This window comes from Bradyrhizobium sp. HKCCYLRH1030 (assembly GCF_051168395.1).
Classification (GTDB): domain Bacteria; phylum Pseudomonadota; class Alphaproteobacteria; order Rhizobiales; family Xanthobacteraceae; genus Bradyrhizobium.
Window position 1 is genome coordinate 382917 of sequence record NZ_JBNPUY010000007.1, and the last position, 20633, is coordinate 403549.

Annotated in this window: 16 protein-coding genes and 1 pseudogene; 7 read left to right on the forward strand and 10 right to left on the reverse strand. The window is 63.3% G+C overall.

The window, feature by feature from the left end:
• Nucleotides 1-37: 37 nt before the first annotated feature.
• From ACQR1E_RS22395 to ACQR1E_RS22405, 3 genes are all read right to left on the reverse strand, one after another.
• Nucleotides 38-886, reverse strand: coding sequence for an enoyl-CoA hydratase/isomerase family protein (locus tag ACQR1E_RS22395; protein WP_315802213.1), 849 nt, complete (start codon nucleotides 884-886; stop codon nucleotides 38-40).
• A gap of 64 nt (nucleotides 887-950) precedes the next feature.
• A complete protein-coding gene (locus tag ACQR1E_RS22400) occupies nucleotides 951-2264 on the reverse strand; it encodes an epoxide hydrolase family protein (RefSeq protein WP_250171820.1) in 1314 nt (437 codons plus the stop codon).
• 281 nt (nucleotides 2265-2545) lie between these two features.
• On the reverse strand, nucleotides 2546-3235 hold the full coding sequence (locus ACQR1E_RS22405; protein ID WP_434897564.1) for a VOC family protein: 690 nt from the start codon (nucleotides 3233-3235) through the stop codon (nucleotides 2546-2548).
• Between the two features lie 215 nt (nucleotides 3236-3450).
• On the opposite strand from ACQR1E_RS22405, the gene ACQR1E_RS22410 reads away from it, so the two are divergent.
• Nucleotides 3451-6315 carry an ATP-binding protein gene (locus tag ACQR1E_RS22410; protein WP_434897565.1) on the forward strand — a complete coding sequence of 955 codons (2865 nt, stop codon included), beginning with the start codon at nucleotides 3451-3453 and terminating at the stop codon, nucleotides 6313-6315.
• Between the two features lie 49 nt (nucleotides 6316-6364).
• Here ACQR1E_RS22410 and ACQR1E_RS22415 read toward each other — a convergent pair whose 3' ends face one another.
• A complete protein-coding gene (locus ACQR1E_RS22415; RefSeq protein WP_250171823.1) occupies nucleotides 6365-7033 on the reverse strand; it encodes a sensor histidine kinase in 669 nt (222 codons plus the stop codon).
• Nucleotides 7034-7236: 203 nt separating this feature from the next.
• Between ACQR1E_RS22415 and ACQR1E_RS22420 the strand changes: the two genes are divergently transcribed.
• The 6 genes from ACQR1E_RS22420 to ACQR1E_RS22445 all read left to right on the forward strand — a co-directional run bounded on the left by ACQR1E_RS22420 (nucleotide 7237) and on the right by ACQR1E_RS22445 (nucleotide 15323).
• The gene (locus ACQR1E_RS22420; protein WP_434897566.1) at nucleotides 7237-10080 is read left to right on the forward strand and encodes an ATP-binding protein; all 2844 of its coding nucleotides are present in this window, start codon (nucleotides 7237-7239) and stop codon (nucleotides 10078-10080) included.
• 119 nt (nucleotides 10081-10199) lie between these two features.
• Entirely contained in the window at nucleotides 10200-10904 is a 705-nt protein-coding gene (locus tag ACQR1E_RS22425) for a hypothetical protein (RefSeq protein ID WP_434897567.1), read from the forward strand.
• Between the two features lie 196 nt (nucleotides 10905-11100).
• Nucleotides 11101-12153: an alpha/beta fold hydrolase gene (locus tag ACQR1E_RS22430; protein ID WP_434897568.1), complete on the forward strand. Its 1053-nt coding sequence runs from the start codon at nucleotides 11101-11103 to the stop codon at nucleotides 12151-12153.
• 153 nt (nucleotides 12154-12306) lie between these two features.
• Nucleotides 12307-14067, forward strand: coding sequence for an MOSC domain-containing protein (locus tag ACQR1E_RS22435; RefSeq protein WP_434897569.1), 1761 nt, complete (start codon nucleotides 12307-12309; stop codon nucleotides 14065-14067).
• 45 nt (nucleotides 14068-14112) lie between these two features.
• Complete coding sequence (locus ACQR1E_RS22440) at nucleotides 14113-14709, forward strand: redoxin domain-containing protein (RefSeq protein ID WP_434897570.1); 597 nt, start codon at nucleotides 14113-14115, stop codon at nucleotides 14707-14709.
• A gap of 464 nt (nucleotides 14710-15173) precedes the next feature.
• Complete coding sequence (locus ACQR1E_RS22445; protein WP_434897571.1) at nucleotides 15174-15323, forward strand: hypothetical protein; 150 nt, start codon at nucleotides 15174-15176, stop codon at nucleotides 15321-15323.
• Between the two features lie 130 nt (nucleotides 15324-15453).
• Here ACQR1E_RS22445 and ACQR1E_RS22450 read toward each other — a convergent pair whose 3' ends face one another.
• The 6 genes and pseudogenes from ACQR1E_RS22450 to ACQR1E_RS22475 all read right to left on the reverse strand — a co-directional run bounded on the left by ACQR1E_RS22450 (nucleotide 15454) and on the right by ACQR1E_RS22475 (nucleotide 20540).
• Nucleotides 15454-15984 carry a Dps family protein gene (locus ACQR1E_RS22450; protein WP_434897572.1) on the reverse strand — a complete coding sequence of 177 codons (531 nt, stop codon included), beginning with the start codon at nucleotides 15982-15984 and terminating at the stop codon, nucleotides 15454-15456.
• Between the two features lie 98 nt (nucleotides 15985-16082).
• Nucleotides 16083-16514 (reverse strand): DUF6130 family protein, encoded by a 432-nt coding sequence (locus tag ACQR1E_RS22455; protein WP_315802208.1) that lies wholly within the window; start codon nucleotides 16512-16514, stop codon nucleotides 16083-16085.
• 123 nt (nucleotides 16515-16637) lie between these two features.
• Nucleotides 16638-17546 carry an alpha/beta fold hydrolase gene (locus ACQR1E_RS22460; protein WP_409997922.1) on the reverse strand — a complete coding sequence of 303 codons (909 nt, stop codon included), beginning with the start codon at nucleotides 17544-17546 and terminating at the stop codon, nucleotides 16638-16640.
• A 385-nt stretch (nucleotides 17547-17931) separates the two neighbouring features.
• A pseudogene (locus tag ACQR1E_RS22465) lies at nucleotides 17932-18444 on the reverse strand (cytochrome P460 family protein).
• Nucleotides 18445-18575: 131 nt separating this feature from the next.
• Entirely contained in the window at nucleotides 18576-19397 is an 822-nt protein-coding gene (locus ACQR1E_RS22470; protein WP_315802206.1) for an alpha/beta fold hydrolase, read from the reverse strand.
• Nucleotides 19398-19550: 153 nt separating this feature from the next.
• Nucleotides 19551-20540 carry a helix-turn-helix domain-containing protein gene (locus ACQR1E_RS22475; protein WP_250171833.1) on the reverse strand — a complete coding sequence of 330 codons (990 nt, stop codon included), beginning with the start codon at nucleotides 20538-20540 and terminating at the stop codon, nucleotides 19551-19553.
• Nucleotides 20541-20633 lie beyond the last annotated feature (93 nt).

Here is a 20633-nt window from a genome sequence, read left to right on the forward strand (position 1 = left end):
GCTCCGCGCCCGGTCGTCGACCGCCGCAGCACTATTTTCAGTCGCCGATCTGCCCGACGTGGAAGCCCAGCCGGCTCTCCACATCGCCGGCGCGATGGAAGCCGCGCGCCATGAGCGCCTTGATCCTGTTCCGGCTTGCCGGACGGCCGAGCGAGGCCAGGAACGCGTCCCACTCCGGCTTGATCTCGACGTCCGGCGGCAGGCTTGCGACATCGACGAGATGTTTGGTCTCGGCGATCGCGTCCTTGTCGAAGGATGCGATCCGCATGGCGAGCGCCTCAACGAAGCCGTCGAGCTCAGCATCCGGCAGCGACCGGTTGACGTAACCATAGCGTTCGGCGAGATCGCCATGGATGTCGTCAGCGCCGAGCAACACCTCGAGTGCGCGGCCGCGACCTATCAGGCGCGGCAGCCGCGCCATTGGCCCGCCGCCGGGCACCAAGCCCGCGCCGACCTCCCATTGCGATAGGATGGCCTTCTCGCGGCTGGCGAAACGCATGTCGCTGGCGAGCGCGAGCTCGCTGCCGACACCGGTCGCGCGTCCTCGGATCGCGGCGATGGACACGACTGGCGCCCGGCTGAGGCGCACCAACATGTCCGGAAGCGCCTGAAGGCCGGTCGGACCGGGCGGGACCTGCAGGGAGTCTTCGAGAGGTGCGAGGAAATCGTAGTGCGTGATGAAGAAGCCATCGACGGCGCTGTCGAACACCACGACCTTGAGCTGCGGATCGGTCTCGATCGCGGTGATGATGTCGCCGAGCTGCGGAAGGTGTCTCGGGCCGAAGATGTTCACCGGAGGCATGTCGAAGGTGACACGCCAATATGACGGCAGCCGGCGCTCCAGCTTGATTTCCTGGGTCGTGAAACTGGGTTCTGGTCGATTCACGGTTTGCACTCCTGACATGGTCCTGAATGAGAGGACGCGCTTTGGTACGCGTCCTTGTTTCGTCTCAGATCGACTGGCGCAGCGGACGGAATGCGGTGCGCATTTCGGCGCAGAACAGCGCGGGCTGCTCCCAGGCGGCGAAGTGCCCGCCCTTGTCGAGGCGGTTGTAGTGGATGAGCTTGGGATAGGCCTTCTCGGTCCAGCTGCGCGGCGCCGCATAGATCTCGTCCGGGAAGACACTGACGGCAACGGGGATCTTGATGTGCTTGGGTTCGAAGAAGACAAGCTTGTTCTCCCAGTACAAGCGCGCCGACGACACGGCCGTATTGGTCAGCCAATAGAGGGTGATGTTGTCGATGACGTCGTCCCGCGACAGGCCTTCGGTCGTTCCGTCGAACACGCGCGCGATCATGGCGGCGCTGCGCGCGTCATGATCGAGCATCCAGGACGCGAGGCCCGCCGGCGAGTCCACGAGGCCATAGAGCGTCTGCGGCCGGTTGGACATCTCGATCGCATAGCCGAGGCCGTGCTTGTAGAAATCGTCGAGCTGGTCGTAGGCATGGTTCTCCTCGGCGGAGAGTCCGGATGGACGCACCCCGCCCGGCTGCAGTGCCTTGGCGATCTCATCAGGAACCGTTGCGGGCATGTTGGTGTGAATGCCGAGCAACTCGGGCGGCGCCAGCAGCGCCATCTGCTCGGTCACAGCATTGCCCCAGTCCCCGCCCTGGGCCACATAGCGCGTGTATCCGAGCCGCTTCATCAGCACGACCCATGCACGCGCGACGCGCTGCGGGTCCCAGCCTAACGTCTTCGGCTTGCCGGAAAAGCCGTGGCCCGGAAGCGACGGGATGACCAGATCGAACGCATCGGATGCCCTTGCGCCGTGCGCCGTGGGATCGGTCAGCGGACCGATGATCTTCATCTGCTCGATGACCGAGCCGGGCCACCCATGCGTGACGATCATCGGCAGCGCATTCTCGTGCTTGGCGCGCACGTGAATGAAATGGATGTCGACGCCGTCGATCTCGGTGACGAACTGCGGCAGGGCATTCAGCCGTGCTTCCATCCTGCGCCAGTCGTAGCCGGTCTGCCAATAGCGCACGAGCTGCTGGACCGTCGCCAACTGCACGCCCTGGGACTGGTCGGCGACGATCTCGCGATCCGGCCACCGCGTGGCCGCAAGGCGGCGGCGCAGGTCAAGCAGATCTTGCTCGGGAACGTCCACCCGGAATGGGCGGATCACGTCGCCCGCCGTCGCCTTCGCTTGGTTGAGCGGCAGCAGGCTCGCCATGCCGGCGGCAGCCGCGCCCATCGCGGCATGACCCAGCAACTGGCGGCGGTCGGGATTCAGGACATCGGTGCGCATCTGTGTCGACATTGTCAATCTCCCTGGTTTCGCTGGCGACGGTGACCGAAGTCGAAGTGGATCGATCGGTTCGTGCTAAAAACAAATTGGCGCAAGCGCAGGCAATTTGCCCGTTATGGATTGTTAGACCGCGTTAACCGTCGCGAGACGCGCGATGCGCGCATCCCACCATGGATCCCGTGCGCAAAGTCGAGGCGATGCGTCGCGGATGGACCGAGCATCGCGGCGCTGCGACCCTCGACACCATCGAGGTAACGCTGCGCCATCACGATGATTGATCCCATTGTCACGCATCAGGACGGCAAGGGCTCGCCGGACTGTTCACGCACGATGTAGTCGGCGTACCAGTCCGCCCAATTATCGTCGTGCCCTCCCCCGCGCTTCTCGTGCTCGCCGTGCGCGGACGCCGCGCGCCGCAGCGCTGCAGCGAGTTCTAACGACGACCTGAAAGATGTGCCGGCAGGCTCCACGCGTCCAGGAAGTCGTGCGGTCACCTCCTGCAGGAGCCAGCCATTGCCGTCGGGATCACTGAACGACGCAAACGAACGATAGCTGCGACGCCCGGGGTCCACGCCGTCGACGCGACGGCGGCCGAAGAGGTATGGCTCATCAGGCCCAATGAAATTGCCGCCAGCGTCGTGGAATGGCTCACTGACATCGACATCGCGGCCGAGCAGCTCCTTGCGAGCGGCTTCGAGATCCGAGACGATGAGGTACAGGCCTTGCGCCGAGCCGGGCGCCGCTGCCGTGACGTTCGTGCCGAAGATCATCGCGCAGGCCGAGCCGGGCGGCGTGAACTGGACCACGCGGTAGTCCGGGCCGGACGCAAAATCGGCGTCCAGACTCCAGCCCAGAACCGTGTAGAAGGACTTCGCGCGATCGACGTCGGAAACGGGAATGACAATGACCTCGAGCTTCAGATCAACTCCGCGCGACGTCGAGCGCTTGACGCCGGCTTGCCGGCTCGTCTCGGTCGTAGTCATGGCGGCCTCCCTAGCTTGTTGGTTCCAAATTCACAATCCGCACGATCACCGTCGCGCAATCCGGGACGCATTGCGCGTTATGGGTTGTTAAAGGCCGTTAGCTGTTGCGAGCAGCTTGGGCGACCCGTCACGCCTGCCCGAAGATCTGGCGCCGACGCGGCTTCCGGCCTAAACTTCAGACCAGTTCCAACGCGCTAAAGAAGGGCTACGCAACGATGGCGCCGCCAGCGCAGAGGCATGACACGATCTCATTCGGTCCGTTTGAGCTGATCGTCAGCGAGAGGCAGCTGACGAGACATGGTGTCCGGGTGGAACTTGGGTCGCGGGCCTTTGAAATTCTCATGACGCTGGCGTCGCGTCCCCACGAGATCATCGACAAGGCTGAGCTGATCGCGAAGGTCTGGCCCGGCATCGCGGTCGAAGAGGGCAGCCTGCGCGTCCACGTCGCGGCCCTTCGTAAGGTGCTCGGCGACGGAAAGGACGGCGCGCGCTACATCTCGACAACACCCGGCCGCGGCTACAGCTTTGTCGCGGCGATCTCGCGCACGCCCCGCTTGGTTCGCAACCAGCCTCATCCCCTCCCCGACGGTTCGCCGGCGTTTGCGCACTACAATCTGCCCAACCGGCTGAGTGCGATGATCGATCGCGAGGACGACCTCGAAAGGCTGTTGAACCAGCTCTCCGCCAATAGATTTGTGACCATCGTAGGCTCTGGCGGCATTGGCAAGACCACCGTCGCGGTGGCGGCTGCCCATCAACTACGCACCGTCTTCAACGGCGCAGTTCTCTTCGTCGATCTGAGCATGCTGAGCGACCCCCGTCTTGTCGCCACCGGCGTCGCCTCCACGCTCGGCCTGCCCGTACAAAGCCAGGACGTGACGTCGAGCCTGATAGCCCATCTCACGGACAAGTCTCTTCTGCTTGTTCTCGATACCTGCGAGCACCTGATCGCGGCCGTCGCAGTGCTCGCAGCGGCCATTTTCAATAGCGCGCCGCAGGTCCATATTCTCGCCACCAGCCGCGAAACGCTCCAGGTCGAGGGCGAGCATGTCTACCGGCTGGACCCGCTTGCCTTTCCTGTCGACGACCGGGAGCACCTGTCGGCCGACACAGTCCGGACGTTTCCGGCTACCCGGCTGTTCGTCGAACGCGCAATGGCCAGCGGTGCCAATCTGGCTTTGGACGATTCCGATGCTGCCATCATCGCACGCATCTGCCGCAAGCTCGACGGTGTGGCACTTGCGATCGAGCTCGCCGCACGCCGCGTCGACGTCTACGGCTTGAACGAGACGGAGGCTCTTCTCGACCGGCGGCTGTCGCAAGTGTGGGCGGGGCCCCGTACGGCACCGCCGCGTCAGCGGACGCTCCAGGCGACACTCGACTGGAGCTACGGCCTGCTCTCCGAAATCGAGCGCAGGGTGCTGCGCAGGCTTGCGATCTTCGTCGGTCACTTCACGTTGGACGCTGCACTCGCCGTCGTGGCCGGCGGCGGGCTCGATCAGGCCGACGTGTTTGCGGCGATCGATAGCCTGGTCGCCAAATCCATGGTCGCGACCCGTTCGCTCGGCACCGTCATGCGATATCGCCTGCTCGACACCACGCGCACCTACGCGCTCGACAGGGCGGTCGACGACCGCGAGGCCGCGGCGCTGGCCGTTCGCCATGCCTGCTATTGCAGGGACTGGCTCAAGCGAGCCGGCTCCGAATGGTCCAGCCTCATGTCTGGGACAGAACGGGCTCCCTATTTTGCCGCCGTCAGCAATGCTCGCGCTGCGCTGGAATGGTGCTTCGGGCCGAACGGCGACCTGCGAACCGGCGTGGAACTCGCAGCCGCCGCCGCGCCAGTCCTGCTGGCCATGTCGCTGCTGCCTGAGTGCCATCATTGGACGGAACGGGCCTTGGCCGCCGGCCAGGCTGCCAGCAGATCGGAGCAGATGCATCTGCAGGCTGGCCTCGGCATTTCGTCCATGCATCTTTACGGAGAAAATGAGCAAGCACACGCTGCCCTGAACAGTAGCCTGGCGGTCGCACAGGAAGAGCATGACTCCTCCAATGAAGCAGGTCTACTCGGCATGCTCCACATGTTCCATTTCAGGGGCGGCAACTTCGATGTTGCGCTATCCTTTGCGCTGCGGTGCCGCGCCATTGCCGATGATGTCGATGACCCGGCAGCCCTTGCGCTCGCACATTCCATCCTGGGCCGATCGCTGCTGATGAAGGGCGATCTGAGCGGCGCGCGCATGGAGCTCGAGGAACTGTTCAAGACCTGGTCGCCCGCGCAACAGAGCAGCACGATCTATCTTGTCCATGACAGGCATTACCGGGCCGGCATCGCCTTGGCACGCACGCTGTGGCTGCAGGGCTATCCGGCCCAGGCCGTGCAGCGCGTTCATGAGTTCGTCGATGGCGCGCGGCAGATGGATCATCCGGCCTCGGTGACCGTCCTGCTCGCGTGGTCCGCATCGATCTTCCTATGGACCGGAGACCTGCGCAGCGCCGAGAGACATATCGAAGCGTCCATCACCATGGCCGAGTCAAATTCGCTCGGCCCGCTCGCGGCGGTCGGGCGTGCGCGCATGGCGCAGCTCGCCATTCGACAAGGCGATGCCATCGAGGGCGTTGCGAGCCTGCGCGCGTCCCTCACAGAAATCCACGCCGTGCGTTACGAACTCATCACCACCGAGTTCGACATCTCGCTGGCTCAAGGACTCGCAGCGACGGGCCGGCTCGACGCGGCAATCGCGCACCTCGATGAGACGATCCGGCATGTCGGTCGTCATGGCGACACCTGCTACATGCCGGAACTGTTGCGGGTGAAGGCAGGATTGCTTCTGTCGATGGTCCCGCCGCGCATTGAGGCCGGCCAGGCCTGTCTCACGGAGTCCCTGGCGTTGAGTCGCAGTCAGGGTGCGCGAGGCTGGGAATTGCGCGCAGCGCATGATCTTGCGGTGGTGTTGGCCGGCAAAGGCGAACGAAGGGCCGCGCACCAGACGCTCCGGCCGGTGTTTGACAGGTTCGAGGAGGGATTCGATACCGCGGATCTGATTGCCGCAAAGCGGCTGCTGGCGGATCTGTCGTGATCGCTTCCGAGGCTGGCCCCGTCGTCGGCAACAATCCAGCAGACCAACTTCAATCGGCGAGGGCTGACATGGCAATGGTCACGCGCGTGCCGTCTTGTCCGGTCTCACCGTGCATCCGGGCGTGGATGCTTCGCGCCAGGCCTTCCAGAATACGACTCCCGGTGCCCTGAAGCGGACCGGTCGCACCGATCCCGTTGTCGGTCACTGTGCAGAGCCAGCAGCCGTCGCGCTGGAGCACGTCGATGCGGATCAGGGCATTGTTCCTGGTCGGAAAGGCATGCTTGGCGGCATTGGTGATCAGCTCGGTCAGCATCAGAGCGAGCCGATGACATTGCGATGCGGGCAGCATCCCGTCCTCAATGGCGGCTTCACAACGGATCCCCGCAGGTTCCAGAATTGCCTCGGACACCGCCGCGCAAAGTGCCTCGAAGAACGTCGCAACGGCTACCGCCGGACGACCCTCGTCATTCGATAAAAATTGATAGAGCCTGCCGAAGGCGACGAGGCGCCGCTCGAACCGGTCCACGGCAGCCGACACTTCGCCGGGCCTCGCCCGCGTCAGATCGCGGCGGACTGACGCACCGAGCAGCGTCAGCGTGTTCTTCATGCGATGATGCGATTCCCGCAGCACCAAGTCCCAGTCGGCCTGGTCGCCGAAATTGGCGGCCAGATGAGATTGAACAATGTCGTCTTTCGGACGGGTTCCAATACCGGGCATCGCAGCCTCCCCGCTGATCATCAGCCTTGGCTTGCCGTCACAATGGAGGAGGCCTGCGATTTTTGCTCGTTAGACGTTGCAAGATTTTGTTATGATCATCGCGGCGCGGCGGCGATGCCGCCGGTTTGCAGGCCGCTGGACTGTTGTTTCTGGTTCGAAGACTCCTCCGCAAATGAGCGAAACGTTCGACGGACGAGAAGTGCGTGGCAGAGAATGACAACCAGGATTCGGCCGTTGCTTTTGGGCCATTTCGGCTATTTCCGAAATCGCGGCTGCTGGAGAAGGACGGCGCCCCGCTTCACCTCGGCGGCCGTGCGCTCGACATCCTGATCTGTCTTGCCGAACGGGCCGGTGAAGTCGTCGACAAGCGCGAGCTCGTCAAGCGGGTGTGGGCGGACGTGAATGTCGACGAGGGCAGCCTGCGGTTCCACATCGCCGCGCTGCGCAAGGCGCTTGGCGAGGGCAATGAAGGCTCCCGCTACATCGTAAATGTGCCCGGACGCGGCTATTGTCTAGCTGTGCCGCTATCGCGGCTTGCGCTCCCGGAGAGACGCCCGACCGAGATCGCCTCGTCGGTCCGCCTCCTTCCGACGCCTCCTGCCAGGATGATCGGGCGGGACGATGCGGTTGAAAAGATCACGTCCGAGCTCTCCCTTCATCGGTTTGTCACGATTGTCGGTCCGGGCGGCATCGGCAAGACATCGGTCGCCCTGGCCGTCGCGCATCGCCAGCTTGCTGCATTCGACGGCCAAGTCAGCTTCGTCGATTTCGGCGCGGTGACTGATGCGAGGCTGGTGCCAGGCAGCATCGCCAGCGCACTCGGCCTGACCGTGAATTCCGAGGATCCGATACCGGCACTGTTGACGTTCCTGCGCAGCCGGCAAATGCTGCTGGTGTTCGACAGCTGCGAGCACCTCCTCGACGAGCTCGCACCATTGACCGAACGCCTAATTCGCGAGGCGCCGAACCTGCACGTCATGGCGACGAGCCGCGAATCCCTCCGATCGGAGGGCGAGCGCGTCTATCGGCTGTTCCCGCTGGATTGTCCGCCACAACAGGACCGACTTGGCGTCGCCGATATTCTCGCCTATCCCGCGAGCCAGCTCTTCGTCGAGCGAATTGCCGAGAGCCTCAGCGAATTCGAGCTGAGTCATGACGATGCGCCTCTCGTGGCCGAGATATGCCGGCGTCTCGACGGCATCGCCCTGGCGATCGAACTCGCCGCGGGCCGGGTCAACGCCTACGGAATTGCCGGCACGGCCGAGCTTCTCGACAGCCGTTTCTCGCTGTTGTGGCGCGGGCGACGCACCGCGATCCCTCGGCATCAGACACTGAGCGCGGCGCTTGGCTGGAGCTACGATTTGTTGCCGGCGACCGAAAGCGCCATGCTGCGCGGCCTGTCGGTATTCGTCGGCCCGTTCACGCTCGAGGCCGCGCTTGCAATCGCATCATGCCAGGGCATCAACGAGCCGGAGGCGATGGAGGCGATCTCGAACCTGCTCTCCAAATCCCTGATCGCGACCTCTGCTGCACAGCGGAAGCTCCGGTATCGACTGCTCGATACAACCCGCGCCTTCGTGGCGGACAAGCTCGTCGAGAGAGGGGAAGCGCCGCTTGTCGCTCGCGCTCACGCCGAGTATTTCCGCAGCTTCCTGCGCGATATCTCGCTCAAGTCGAACGGCTTGCAGAGCGCCGGTGGCTTCCTGCCCTACGCAGATCACCTGTCCAACGTGCGGGCCGCGCTGGCCTGGAGCTTCTCCGACGAAGGTGACCGTGTCATCGGCATCGATCTGGCCGCTTCGGCGGCGCAGTTCTTCCTTGAGCTGACGCTGCTGACGGAGTGCTACCGCTGGACCCAGCAGGCGCTCGCGCCGCACGCCACGGCCGCTGCCGACGCGCGGCGGGAGATGACCCTGCAGGCCGCGCTCGGCGTCTCCGTGATGTTCACGCAGGGCAATACCGAAGCGGTCCAGTCGGCCTTCACACGAAGCCTGCAGCTCGCCCGGGAGCTCGACGACCTGCACTGGCAGCTATGGCTGTTGCGTGGACTGCACATCTACCTGACCCGTGTCGGGGATTTTCACGGAGCGCTTGCAATCGGCGAGCAGGGCAAGAGCGTCGCCAACAGATTGAACGATCCGACGAGCACGCTGAACGTCGAATGGATGCTTGGCGTGGCGCATCACCTGATCGGAAATCAGGACAAGGCCGTTCAGTTCTGTGAAAGCGCGATGGTTCACAACCCGAACTCGCAGCGGCTGAACATCGGGCATCTCGGCTATGACGACCGCATCGTCGCGCTGGTCGCGCTGGCGCGCGGCCTCTGGCTGACCGGCCGGCCCGATCGCGCCATTGAGGCGGCCCGATACACGGTTCGCGAGGCCGAGCAGCTCGAACAGCCCCTGACGCTCGGCATTGCGCTGATCTGGACGATCTACGTGTTTCTGTGGGTCGGCGACGACGCCTGCGCCGAGAGCATGATCGAGCGGCTGATCGACCATGCCGCGCGGCATTTCCTTGGTCCTTACGAGGCGGTCGGCATCGGCCAGAAGGGCCTGCTTCTCCTGCAGCGCGGCGACGTCGACGGCGGCATCGAGCACCTGCGCCGCAGCCAGGCCACCTTGTATGCGACGCGGCACCGGATCATGACCACCGTCTTCGCGACGGCGCTCGCGGAGGGCCTCGCGTCGCAAAACAGGCCCGAAGAAGCTCTGGGCACAGTCGACGAGGCGATTGCCCAGATCGGCGACCACGGCGAATCCTTCGACATGCCGGAGATGCTGCGGGTCAGGGGGGACATCCTCGCCCAATTGGGACGCAACGCAGAGGCCGAGATCTGCCTCGCGAGCTCGCTCGCCCTGTCACGCCGGCAATGCGCCCTCGCCTGGGAACTGCGCGGAGCGCTGAGCCTTGGCCGCATCTCGCAGCGGACCGGACGCGCCAGCGAGGCAAGCCGCATGCTGGCGCCGCTCGTGGCACAATATCAGGAAGGGCTGGCCGGCCGCGATCTGGCCCGAGCGAAGGATTTCCTCGGCATCGTCGATTGAACGCATCATGATGCGCCATCGCCCGCGTCGAGTCCCTTGCAACTCCTAACAATTTCTAACGCGCCAAGCCGTCCGAGCCCCGCCATGGTGAGTGCGCTCCCAGGTGGATACGACAAGACATGGCTCTTCTTGACGATGTCATTGACGCGAATGGCGGCATCGCGCGCTGGAACAGCCTGAGCCGGTTCACACTGCATCTTTCCGCTGGCGGGACGCTGTTCTCGAGCGCAGGACATGCCCGCGAATTCAAGGACCTCATCGCCGAGGGCTCGACACGAACGCAATCGGTCCGCTTCACCGGAATCACCGGCGGAGAGCAGTCCGGCTCGTTTCAGCCGGACGCTATATCGATCGAAACCATCGATGGCGAGGTCTTGCAGACCTGGAGCAACCCCGACCTCGCATTTGACACCGGCCCCCAGGTCCTCGCGGACGAACTGCATCTCATCCTCTTCTGCGGCGTCACGATCTGGAACTATCTGACCACACCCTTTCTCCTGGCCCGTCCCGACGTGATCGTGGAGGAACTGCCGTCATGGACAGAAGGCATGGAGACCTGGCGGCGCCTGCGTGCACAATTGCCGCCCGATCTCGTCACCTTTGCGGGCGAGCAGATCTTTTACTTTGACGAGAATGCCCTGCAGCGCCGGACCGACCACAACTTTTTTGGTATGAAGGTCGCGCACTACTCCTGGGCCCATGAGCGCTTCGACGGCGTCGTGGTGCCGACCCTTCGTCGCTCGCAAACGCGTCGACCCGATGGAACCGTGGACGCCAAGCCTGTCCTGATCGACGTCGAGATCTTCGACGCGTCCTTCGAGTAACGGCCGCGAGACACGAGCGCGGGATGCCTGCTCTCAACGTCTAACAGGACATAACGGGCCAACGGCCCGACTTCGGTGCAGATTTGATCGCGAGCCGCCCTGCAAGGGTCCGTCATTTCTGGGCGGCTGGATGGACACAAGGAGTGACGTGTCCGTCCCCAGGACTTGCGCGAAACAACGAAGACAGGAGAATGCCATGTCAGATAAACTCAATCATGGTCGACGTCGCTTCTTTGGCAGCGCAGTCATGACGCTGGCGGCGGCACAGCTTTCGCTCAGCGCGACCGCCACTGCCGAGACCGGCGAGTCCGCGAAAGCGGGTATAACCGTCAAGCCGGGAGGCAATACATCCTTTGCATCGCTGAAGCAGATCAACGCCGGTCTCCTCGACATCGGCTATGCTGAGGCCGGCCCTACCGGCGGACCGCCCGTGATTCTCCTGCACGGCTGGCCCTATGACATCTACAGCTTCGTCGATGTCGCGTCCATCCTTGCCTCGGCGGGCTATCGCGTGATTGTGCCCTATTTGCGCGGCTATGGAACGACGCGTTTCCTGTCCGAGGCGACCCTCCGTAACGGACAGCCGTCGGCCATCGCGGCCGACGTCATCGCGCTGATGGATGCTCTCAAGATCGAGAAGGCGACCGTCGCCGGCTTCGACTGGGGCGCGCGAACCGCCAACATCATGGCGGCGCTGTGGCCCGAGCGCTGCAAGGCCATGGTCTCGGTCAGCGGCTATCTCATCGGCAGCCAGCAAGCTGGAAAAATGCCGTTGCCTCCGAAGGCGGAACTTCAGTGGTGGTATCAGTTCTATTTCGCGACCGAACGCGGCCGCGACGGCTATGACAGGTATCGGCGCGAGTTCTCGAAGCTGATCTGGCAGCTCGCTTCACCGCAGTGGCGCTTTGATGACGCGACCTTCGAGCGCAGCGCAGCGGCTTTCGACAATCCGGATCACGTCGCGATCGTGGTCCACAATTATCGTTGGCGCCTCGGGCTCGCCGAGGGCGAAGCGAAGTATGACGACGACGAGCGGCGGCTGGCGCAAGCCCCCGTCATCGGCGTGCCGACGATCACCATGGAAGGCGACGCCAACGGCGCGCCGCATCCCGATCCGTCGGCCTATGCAAAGATGTTCTTGGGGAAATACGCGCACCGCACCGTCAAGGGCGGAATCGGCCACAACCTGCCGCAGGAGGCTCCCAAGGCCTTTGCCGACGCGATCATCGACGTCGCCGCCGGCGTGTAGCCGGCGCAGGGTTTGATGCGCGAGCAAAGGGATAGACGATATCATGAGCAGAACGATCGTGGTTGCGATACTGGCCGTCGCCATCTTCCTGGTGGTGATCCAGTTTGGTCCGCCGCTGTTCGGATGAACAAAACTACTCCGGAGAGAAGCCTCATGGGACGCGTGCTTTCGGTGAATGTCGGCTTGCCACGCGACATCCCCTGGCAAGGCAAGACCGTCCATACCGGGATCTGGAAGGCGCCGGTGAGCGGACCGCGCAAGGTCCGTCGCCTCAACATCGAGGGCGACGGACAGGGAGACCTGGCGGGCCACGGCGGCGAGCACCGGGCCGTGTTGGTTTATCAGCATGAGTCCTACCAATACTGGCAGACGAAGTTGGGTCGCACCGACTTCACTTTCGGACAGTTCGGCGAGAACCTCACGGTCGATGGCTTGCCGGACGCTGAGGTGTGCATCGGAGACCGCTACCGGATCGGAAGCGCTCTGTTCGAGGTGACGCAGCCTCGGGTGACGTGTTACCGGGTCGGCATCCGCATGAACGAGCCGGACATGGCCGCACTGCTGGTGAAGCACGGCCGGCCCGGCTTCTACCTTCGTGTTCTCAAGGAGGGGGACGTCGAAGCCGGTGACGAGATCGTGCTGATTGCTTCCGGACCCGAGCGCATGAGCGTGTCCGAGATCGATGCGCTGCTCTATCTGCCCGGTCACCCCCGCGAACAGCTGCAGCGCGCCTTGCGCATTCCGGCACTGAGTGTCGGTTGGCGCCGTTCCTTCGAGGCATTGCTCACCCAAGGGGACGAACGTGGTGCGGCATCGGGAAACGCCGGACTTGGTCCGGCGTCCGGCCCATCGCCGGCATGGTCCGGGTTTCGCTCCTTCCGCGTGGAGCGCATGGTGCACGAAAGCGACAATGTGACCTCGCTGCTACTCGCGCCCGCCGATGGTCGGCCTGTAGGCACCGCCCTTCCCGGCCAGTTCGTGGTGTTGCGCCTCGGAGCGCCGTCCGAGACCGCGCTCATGCGCAGCTATTCGCTGTCGGGACAGCCGAACGCCGCAATCTATCGCATCAGCGTCAAGCAGGAGCCGCACGGTGCGGCGGGCACCTATATCGACAAGCACCTCCGTGCCGGCGACCTCGTGCAGGCAAGTGCGGCGCGCGGCAGCTTCACGCTGCGTCCGGGCGACGCACCCGTCGTTCTCCTCAGCGCGGGCATTGGCGTGACGCCAGTGCTGGCAATGCTCCACGCGCTGTCGGCCGAAGCTTCGACGCGAGACGTCTGGTGGCTGCACGGAACCCGCAACGGCCGCGAGCATGCGTTTGCTGCCGAAAGCCGCGAGCTGCTCGCGACGTTTGCGCATCATCACAGCTATATCTGCTACAGCGCGCCCGAACCTGGGGATCGTCTCAAATCGGATTTCGACGCCGAAGGACGGCTGACCACGCAGGCCCTCGCCGAGATCGGCATTCCCCGCGATGGCGACTTCTACATCTGCGGTCCGTCGAGCTTCATGAGCGATTTGACCGCCGGCCTCGCAGCGCTCGGCGTATCGCCGGAGCGCATTCATACCGAGCTGTTCGGCGCCGGCCCGTCGATTTCACCGGGCATTGCCGCATCGCCGCGCAAGCCGCCGCACCCGCCGGCAAGACCGGCCGGCACAGGACCGATGGTGTCGTTCGCCCGGAGCGGTCTCAATGTTCACTGGGACCCTCGCTCCAAGACATTGCTTGAGCTCGCGGAAGCCTGCGACGTGCCGGTGCGGTGGTCCTGTCGAGCCGGCGTGTGCCACACCTGCGAGACCGGACTGGTGGCAGGGACGGTCGGCCATCAGCCGGCTCCCGTCGATGCACCGACGGAGGGGAACGTGCTGATCTGCTGCGCCCATCCTGAGGGCGACATCGTGATCGATCTGTAATGGCCGCCGGCTGCGGCTTCACGAAATCGTGGAGGAGTGGTTGAGATGCGATCCGACATGACGCCAGGAGCGACGTTTCCGGACTACGAGCTCAGCGACCACGCAGGGAAGCATCGGAAGCTCTCCGAGTTGCAGGAGCAGGATCCGATGGTGGTCGTGCTCGGTCGCGGCGGCTTCTGTCCGAAAGACCGGCGACAGGCCGAAGGATTGCTTGAGCTCCACCGTGAGATGGAGGTCGGCTATTGCAGGCTGGTCACGATCACGACTGATAACATTATCCAGACGTACGAATATCGCAGCGGCGTCGGAGCGCACTGGCCGTTTCTGTCCGACACCCGGCGGATCGTGCAGAAGGACCTCGACATCGCCGAGTATACTGATCCCGTCCATAAACCGATGATTCCCCATGTCGTGGTGCTGGAGCCGGGCCGTGTCATTCACAAGATCTACAACGGCTACTGGTTCTTCGGACGTCCCACCGTCGAAGACCTTCGGCAGGACCTGCGAGCCGTCAGCAGGAAATGCAGACCGGACTGGGACATCACCGCGCCGGAACTGAGAGCCGCATGGCAGCAGGGTCGAAAGGATCTGTTCTACCCGTACGGCGGAGCCTCGACCCTGCCCCAGGACGAACAGGATTGAGTGGGCCGCGAGAGCGGCACGCCTCTCGGGATCTCAAGAGTCGATCGGAGGCCATCAACGGCGTTTTGTAACGATCGACAGACGGCCGTCGGCATGGGCGTCATCTGTACGCGCAAGAGCGCTCACTCACCGAACGGTCCGTTTGCGGATCGGTGATGTCAGTCGCGCCAAACGCGCCTTGAGGCAATCGCTTCGCCGGACACTGCGCGGCACGCTGCAGCAACTTCGGCACAGAGAGCAACGATGCGGTTCGGCTGCGCGTGATGCTGGGTCCACGTCTGGCCGGGTGATGCCACAAGGGTCGCCGCCCGCGAACGTCCGCATCAATGTCTCAAAACGGGCTCGGAACACTTGAGCTACCTCAAGGCGCAATCTCTCGATTCCCGGAGAGTGCGGCGTTAGCCGAACAGCTGTCGTTCGGATGTCGATGACCCCGAGGCGAATGGCTTGGTATCGAGATGACGATGAAGATCCTGGCCGCCGCCGAGTCGGCACTCAATGAGGTCGAGCGCGATAGCAACAGTCTGCGATCCAAAGAACTGCGTGAGGCGATCCAGCAGAGAATCGACGAGCAAAGAGAGGCCATCAAGGCGCTGCGCCGGCTTTACAACTAGCTGGAAGCCATCGGTGCGGGCGCATCCGTGCGCCGCAGCACCTTCTCCAGATCCTCGGCCGGGGCTCCGATCGCCAGCATCGAGGCCGGAATGGCCATGTGCCCGTCGCTGAATTGGCTGCGGTCTGGCTTTAGCCGGCGGACGATTGTGATCGGCGGCTGCTCTCGAACAAGAACCAGACCCGACCTTCAGCTTCATCGATCCACGGTTCGAGCAGGCTGACGCTCGCGACGTCGCGGTGTTCCTCGCAGAGCTGGCGGGTCTCACGCATCCGTGCGATCAACTGCATATTGTCGTCGCGCAACTCCGCGAGCATATCGAGCGGCGTTACGTACTCCGCATCGTTGTCGAGGACCCGCTGCAGGCGCGAGACATGCCCAATGGACTTGATGGTCGTTCCACCGACCTTGCGCACGCGCTCCGCGATGGCGTCCGTCGTGGCAAGAATTTGAGCACTTTGATCATCCAGCATCAGATGATCCTCGCGGAAATGCGGCCCCGACGCATGCCAGTGGAAGTTCTTGGTCTTCAGGTAAAGCGCAAGCATGTCCGCCAGCAGTACGGTCAACGCGCCCGAGACGTCGCGCACAGCATTTGCCCCGAGGCCGCTTGGCGTCTGCAGCGGTGCGGCTCGGCGCTTCTTCGTTTCCACGGCATCCATCTTCGATCCCTTCCAGTTCTGTCCACTACTCCGCGATGTCGATCGTCTCACGCCTGGCGACAAGGGTATTGGACGAACGTGCGATACCTTGGTCGATATCATTCCGGTATTGTAAACCGCACCATTTGACGGTCGATCACGCGGTGGATCGGGTCCGCCAATTCGAACAGCACGCGGTGCGGACCCGGAGCAAGGCCCACGAGGACAACCGTTTCGCCGGATGCGTCGATAAAGTGCCAGGTCGCGTCGTCCACCGTGATGTGCACGTGTCCGACCTTCGGCGACACGTCCAGGGCTCCGGTGCCGAAGACCGGCAGCACACGCAGGTTTTCCGTCCTGTATTGGATGAAGACCTTTCCCGCTGCGAGAGGACCGGCGAGCGGCGGATCCACAATCAGCCTGGGAGGCGGTTCATCATCGAGGGCAAGCAAAGCCGACGGACCGCGAACATCGCGAGCCGTCGCGGCGTCGAGCGTCACCGACGGCACGTTGCCGGCGGGCCTGGCGTCCGTGTCGAAAGAGGCGTCCATGTTCGATTTCCTTGCGTTAGCTAAAGTGATCCAGCGCGCCGAAAGGCCGCTTACGTCCTGCATCTGCAGGCGCAGTGCCGACTTGATGCTGCGCCTCCGATGAACTACCGCGTATGCCGCTCGTCAGGAGGCCGGCAGTTTCCGTTCGAGAAAGCTGCGGATCAACGGAACCATTTCATCGGCCTTGTCCTCGAGTGCGAAGTGGCCGCTGTCGATCAGATGCAATTCGGCATCCGGCAGATCGCGCAGATACGGACCCGCGCCATCCGCCGGGAAGATGAAGTCGTTCTTTCCCCAGACGATCAGGGTCGGCGGCTTGCGCTCCCGGAAGAACGCCTGAAATTGCGGATAGAGCGGAACGTTCGACCCGTAGTCGTGGAACAAGTCGAGTTGAATATCCATGTTGCCCGGCCGGTCCAGCAAGGTCTGGTCGTGCAGTATATTGTCCGGATCGATCCGGCTGACGTCGCTCATTCCGTCGGTGTACTGGAATTTCGTCGTCTCCAGCTTCATCAGGACTTCCAGCGCTTTGCGGTGCGCCGGCGATCCGTCGGCCCAATAGGCCTTGATCGGATCCCAGAACGTCTTGAGCCCCTCCTCGTAGGCATTGCCGTTCTGGATGATCAGCGCGCTCACCCGTTCCGGATGCTTCAGCGCGAGCCGGTAGCCGACCGGGGCGCCATAGTCCATCACGTACATCGCGTAGCGCTTCACCTCGAGCTTGCCCAGCAGACCATCCATCAGGTCGGCAAAGCGGGCGAACGTATAGGCGAACGTCTTGTGATCGGGAGCTGCGCTCTGGCCGAAGCCTGGATAGTCCGGCGCAATCACATGATAGCGGGACGCCAGCTGAGGGATCAGGTTGCGGAACATGTGTGACGACGTCGGGAATCCGTGAAGGAGCAAGATGACCGGAGCATCCGCAGGCCCGGCTTCTCGATAGAAGATATCGATGTCGTCGATCTTTACTGTCCGATAGTGAGTAACCGGAATGGGGCTCGCGTCCATGGCCTGCGCCGCTCCGGACACCATCGCCGGGATCGGCGAGAGCGCAGCTACGGACGCGGCAAGAGCCGCGATCTTGATATATCGTGTCAGTCTGATCATGTCTGCTTCTCCGGGATGTTGCGCTTGTGCGACCGCCGACAGGCAGCGCGATCGTCGCGCCATCTGCATTTGCCAGCCGATGCCGGAGAGACTAGCCGCGAGGATCGATCTGCTCTTGCCTGCGACTCTTTCCGATTGTCTGTTCTTACCGTCCGCGCGAAGGCGACGAGTTCAGAAGATGCCGGCATCGCTTGAGGTGAGCACGACGCGTCCGAAATGGATCTCGCCACGCTGACGAATTGAATGAGACGATCTGGACAGCTCAGCATCATTCCGAAAACGCTTTCGGAGCCCTAGAGGCAACCGAGTCTCAAGGCGCAAGTCGCGTGAAGACGAAGTCGTGTTCTTTGACCCCCGCGGCGTGGCAGCCAAAGCAGGTTTGATGTTGAGCCTCGTCGACCGGCCGGCCATCGATGAAGCGACCGAAGGCCTAGCCACCGGTCGAGCGGTATCGTTTCGAGTCCTTGAGCATGACCTGGACCGTCGTGGCGGGCCCGGGTACGAACGCAGGTTCGAACTCCGTCGACTGGACGTGCTTCCACGCCAGCTTGACCAGGATCGCCCCGTCCGGAAACGGCAGCGTTCCGGCCCGGTAGGCCTCAATCGCCGCCGCGTTACCGACAATGCCCCGGAGCTCGTCCAATCCGGTTTCGTGCGCCACCCCGACCAACTCCCAATGGCGGTAGTCCGGCGGAATTCCAACGCCGAAGATCGGCGACAGCACAAGCTCCCCGGGCGCCGCGCTGGATCGCAGGAAGACGGCGCCCGCGGTCGCCGCAATCAAAATGACAAGCCTTGCCGCCCTGTTCATCGCATGTCCCATCGTCGTACCGCCGAACTGCCAATGACCTTATGAATGCGAGGGGCTCCGCATCGACGCGATCCTTGTGCATCGTGCAGAGCCCGTGCGGAGCTTCTTCGACAACGTGCCGTCGGGCGCCGGCGCATGAGCCGCTAGCCTTGAATGAACGAGAGCAGCTCGGCGTTGACGCGGTCCTTGAGGGTCGTGCACATGCCATGCGGTGCGCCCTCGTAGACGACGAGTTTCGCGTCCTTGATGATCTTGGACGACAGCAGCGCCGAGGCGCCGATCGGAACGATCTGGTCGTCGTCCCCGTGCAGGACGAGCGTGGGGACGTCGAACCGCTTGAGGTCCTCCGTCAGGTCTGTTTCCGAGAACGCCTTGATGCAGAAATAGGACGCCGGAAAGCCGGCCATCATGCCCTGCAGCCAGAAGGACTCCCGGACTCCCTCCGAGATCTTCGCTCCAGATCGGTTGTAGCCGTAGAACGGCAGGCTCAATTCCTTGAAGAACTTCGATCGGTCGGCGGCCACGTTTGCGCGGAGCTCGTCGAACACCGCGATCGGCAGTCCGCCGGGGTTCGCTTCGGTCTTGAGCATCAGCGGCGGAATCGCGCCGATCAGAATGGCCTTCGCCACCCGGCCCGTCCCGTGCCGGCCGATATATCGGGTCACTTCGCCGCCACCGGTCGAATGCCCAACATGGATCGCGTGCTTCAGATCCAGCTTCTCGACGAGCGTCGCCAGATCGTCGGCATAGGTGTTGAGATCGTTGCCCTGCCAAGGCTGGCTCGAACGGCCATGCCCACGCCGATCGAGAGCAATGCAACGATAGCCACGCGAGGCGAGGAAGAACATCTGGTCCTCGAAGGCGTCCGCGCTCAGCGGCCAGCCGTGACTGAACACGATCGGCCGCCCCGAACCCCAATCGTTATAGTAGATCGTCGTACCGTCCTTCGTCGTGATTGTGCTCATGTCCGCTCCTGTCGAGTTTTGTCGGGATCCTCGGCGAAAAGCCGCCGGGACCCGAGTTGCCTTACAACTGACGCATCATTGAGCGAACAAACGACAGCTTCTTTCCGTATTCTCTGCTCCTTGTGACGAAAGCATTGCTTTGCGCCGACGCACTTACCTTTCCTGCGCGCGCTTCCAGGCGGCGGGGCTCGTCTTGACCATGCGTGAAAATACGCGCGTGAAATGGCTTTGATCGGCGAAGCCGGCATTGAGCGCGATTTCGCTGAGCGGCTGATCGCTGTTCAGCATCAATTCCTTCGATCGCTCGACCCGTTGAGATAGCAGCCATTGATGTGGCGGACAGCCCACCGTCCGTCGAAATGCCTGACTGAAGTGACTGCATGACAGGCGGCACGCCTGCGCGAGATTCGGCAACGTCACATTGCCATTCAAGTCTGCCAGCAGCATCTCCTTTGCCCGACGCTCCTGCCATGGAGAAAGGCCGCCTCGGGCGATTTGCGGGCGCGCGTCAGACGATCCGTATGTTTTGAGCAAATGCGCCGTCAGCGCTCTCCAGGCGTGGTCAAGAAAGATCTTGCTCGCCTGTTCGGGACGCATCAGAGCGGGCAGAAGCGCCATCGCAACGTTCGTCACGACGGAGTCCAATCTTGTCTCCACGATGGGACAATGAAGTGTCCCCGCGCCCGGCGAGCCCTGCCCCTCGGCGACCTCGTCGAGAGCCGATTGAGGTAGGTAGAAATTGGCAACCTGGAATGAGCTCTGAATATCTGCCTGCCAAGTGTGTCGCATGTCGCTGATGTGAATTGTGCCTGCCGCGAGCGGAGGACTGGCGCAATGCCTCTCGTCGCTCCACACGTCGTATGAGGCGAGTTCATCCAGGTGTACGCAGACCGCATAGCCGGCTTTCCTGGCTTGCGATTCCGTGGAGCCATGTCCGGCCAGGCGTCTTGAAATGTGTGAGATCACCACCTCGTCTTCGCCCGCCGGAACGACCAGTTGTCTGAAGAGATCAACGCGGTCCAAGGACGTCTGGGCTATCACAGCGCCTCCACGATTCGGAGGCGTGCGGCGCGTCTTGACCGATCCAAACGCGTGCGCCGGCCAACCTGGGCTTGCGGCGGCGGTCTGATCGAGGACGCTCATATCAGGCTCCCCGAATCGGTGGGGACGGCGATCTCGATGCGCGCGCGGGCCGGCTTGATGCAGCGATGCCAGCACGGTCGCTGCGACGGCAGC

What these genes read in the sequence shown, in the direction of transcription:
- ACQR1E_RS22400 (WP_250171820.1), bottom strand. Translation starts at nt 2,264, where the DNA reads ATGTCGACACAGATGCGCACCGATGTCCTGAATCCCGACCGCCGCCAG.
- ACQR1E_RS22415 (WP_250171823.1), bottom strand. Translation starts at nt 7,033, where the DNA reads ATGCCCGGTATTGGAACCCGTCCGAAAGACGACATTGTTCAATCTCAT.
- ACQR1E_RS22445 (WP_434897571.1), top strand. Translation starts at nt 15,174, where the DNA reads ATGAAGATCCTGGCCGCCGCCGAGTCGGCACTCAATGAGGTCGAGCGC.
- ACQR1E_RS22405 (WP_434897564.1), bottom strand. Translation starts at nt 3,235, where the DNA reads ATGACTACGACCGAGACGAGCCGGCAAGCCGGCGTCAAGCGCTCGACG.
- ACQR1E_RS22440 (WP_434897570.1), top strand. Translation starts at nt 14,113, where the DNA reads ATGCGATCCGACATGACGCCAGGAGCGACGTTTCCGGACTACGAGCTC.
- ACQR1E_RS22455 (WP_315802208.1), bottom strand. Translation starts at nt 16,514, where the DNA reads ATGGACGCCTCTTTCGACACGGACGCCAGGCCCGCCGGCAACGTGCCG.
- ACQR1E_RS22425 (WP_434897567.1), top strand. Translation starts at nt 10,200, where the DNA reads ATGGCTCTTCTTGACGATGTCATTGACGCGAATGGCGGCATCGCGCGC.
- ACQR1E_RS22410 (WP_434897565.1), top strand. Translation starts at nt 3,451, where the DNA reads ATGGCGCCGCCAGCGCAGAGGCATGACACGATCTCATTCGGTCCGTTT.
- ACQR1E_RS22450 (WP_434897572.1), bottom strand. Translation starts at nt 15,984, where the DNA reads ATGGATGCCGTGGAAACGAAGAAGCGCCGAGCCGCACCGCTGCAGACG.
- ACQR1E_RS22435 (WP_434897569.1), top strand. Translation starts at nt 12,307, where the DNA reads ATGGGACGCGTGCTTTCGGTGAATGTCGGCTTGCCACGCGACATCCCC.
- ACQR1E_RS22470 (WP_315802206.1), bottom strand. Translation starts at nt 19,397, where the DNA reads ATGAGCACAATCACGACGAAGGACGGTACGACGATCTACTATAACGAT.
- ACQR1E_RS22430 (WP_434897568.1), top strand. Translation starts at nt 11,101, where the DNA reads ATGTCAGATAAACTCAATCATGGTCGACGTCGCTTCTTTGGCAGCGCA.
- ACQR1E_RS22460 (WP_409997922.1), bottom strand. Translation starts at nt 17,546, where the DNA reads ATGGTGTCCGGAGCGGCGCAGGCCATGGACGCGAGCCCCATTCCGGTT.
- ACQR1E_RS22475 (WP_250171833.1), bottom strand. Translation starts at nt 20,540, where the DNA reads ATGAGCGTCCTCGATCAGACCGCCGCCGCAAGCCCAGGTTGGCCGGCG.